The 1,936-nt window shown below is 69.5% G+C and carries 2 protein-coding genes; both read right to left on the reverse strand.

Annotated elements, in window-relative coordinates; all coding sequences use genetic code 11:
- On the reverse strand, positions 1 to 1,247 hold a 1,247-nt coding region (locus C1I98_RS38400), incomplete at its 3' end, for an FAD-dependent monooxygenase (protein ID WP_111172126.1).
- Positions 1,248 to 1,540: 293 nt separating this feature from the next.
- Positions 1,541 to 1,936, reverse strand: a 396-nt coding sequence (locus C1I98_RS38405) for an integrase core domain-containing protein (protein ID WP_146607914.1), incomplete at its 5' end; no start/stop codon positions are given.

Raw genomic sequence — 1,936 nt, forward strand, 5'->3', positions numbered from 1 at the left:
GGTGGGCGGGTCACCACGACCCTGGTCGCCAGCCTGGTGCCGGCGATGGTGATCGGGGCGCACAGCGGATCGGCGCCCGAACGCGCCGCGGCGCTGCCCGCGAACCAGCCCGCCACCTCGCGGGCGAGGCGCGGGTCGGCGCCCCGCAGCCGGTCGTAGGACAGGGCGCCCGTGCGGGTGAGGTACTGGAAGGCGACCTGGTGCGGGTCGCCGTCCATCCGCTCGCCGAAGGTCTCCCACCAGGTCTGGCTGGCCGCGGCCCTGGACTGCAGGTGCTCTACCGGCGGGCGGCGCTCCGCCTCGTAGCGGGCGAACGCCTCGGGCGGGTCGGCCGCCGTGATCAGGTGGCGGACCAGGGACAGCGAGTCCTCCATGGCCATCGTGGTGCCCGAGCCGATGGAGAAGTGCGCGGTGTGCGCGGCGTCGCCGACCAGCACCACGTTGCGCGCGCTCCAGCGGTCGCACCGCACGTTGCGGAAGTTCGCCCACCGGGACCTGTTGCCCAGCAGCGGGCGCCCGCCGAGGTCGTCGCGGAAGACCCTCTCCAGGTGGCGGATGCTGAGCAGGTCGCTCCCCTCGTCGTTCAGCGGCGGGTCCGCCTGGTCGAGCCCGGCGCGCCGCCAGGTGTCCTCGTCGGTCTCGACCAGGAAGGTGGCCAGGCCGGGGGCGTAGGGGTAGGCGTGCGAGGCCCACGCCCCGTGCTCGTCGGCGACCAGGCTGAACGTCATGCCCGCGAGGTCGATCTCGGCGCCCAGCCAGATGTACTTCGCCCGGCCCAGGCTCTCGGTCACGCCCAGCTCCTCGCCGAGGGTGGCGCGGGTGGCGCTGTTGGCGCCGTCCGCTCCGACGATCACGGTGGCGTCGACGGAGCGCACGTCGGCGGGCGTGCCGTACTTCAGCGTCACGCCCGCTTCGAGGGCCTGTTCGCGCAGGATGCGCAACAGTTCGGCGCGGCTGACGGCGAGCCCGCCGCGCGGGCCCCAGCGCAGGTCGGTGCCACGGTGGCGGAGCGACATCCCATGCCCGACCACCCCGGCCGCCAGGACGCGGCGGTGCGTGTCCGGGTCGCGCTCCGCGAGCTCGTCGAGGAGCCGGTCGGCCAGGCCGATGCCGAACCCGAAGGTCGCGTCGCAGATGTTGCGTTCGTAGACGGTGACGTGCCACGACTGATCGGCTCTGCGGAGCAGTCTGGCGAGGAACAGGCCGGCCGGGCCGCCGCCCAAACAGACCAGGGTGCGGTCACCCATGGAACTCCTAACCTTACGTCGAATATTCTACGTAAGCGTAAATCCTTGGGTGGCCGTGTGCAACCGCTCATCGGCGCTGCCGGGTTCAGGTCTTGGCGGGCTCCTTGGCGGTGGGCGTGCCTGCGCCTGGCCACGCATATTGCGGTCCTGTCCGATCAACTCAGCCAGGCTGCCCTTCGTGACGGGGAGCGAGGACGGCTGGGCTACGCGGTGGTTCTGACCGGTCAGGCCGTGGCCACGCTGACAGACTTCGCCGCCCCGAAAGAGGTGGACCGCCCCGGCGAAGTTGGAGGCTAGATCGCTTGGTTCTCGGCCGCCAGGTCAGTGCCGGCGGTCGATCGGTGGAACGTCTCCTCATACTCGACCGGAGGGACGTTCCCACAGTAAGAACGTAGCCGTTCAGAATTGTACCAGGCAACCCATTCCATCGTGGCGATAGTCACGTCCATGACACCTTTCCAGCCGCCGTAGAAGTCGATGAGCCCCTTTTTGTAGAGACTGTTCATGGACTCGGCCGCCGCATCGTCATACGAATCGCCCTTGCCGCCGACAGAACGCGCCGCGCCGACCTGATCAAGCCGTTCAGCGTAGCGGATGGAAGTGTATTGAACTCCCCTATCCGAATGGTGAACGAGGCCACCGACGTCACCTCCACCAGACCAGACCGCCATTTCCAGGGCATCGAGTGC

The organism is Spongiactinospora gelatinilytica, from assembly GCF_003236385.1.
Lineage (GTDB): Bacteria > Actinomycetota > Actinomycetes > Streptosporangiales > Streptosporangiaceae > Spongiactinospora > Spongiactinospora gelatinilytica.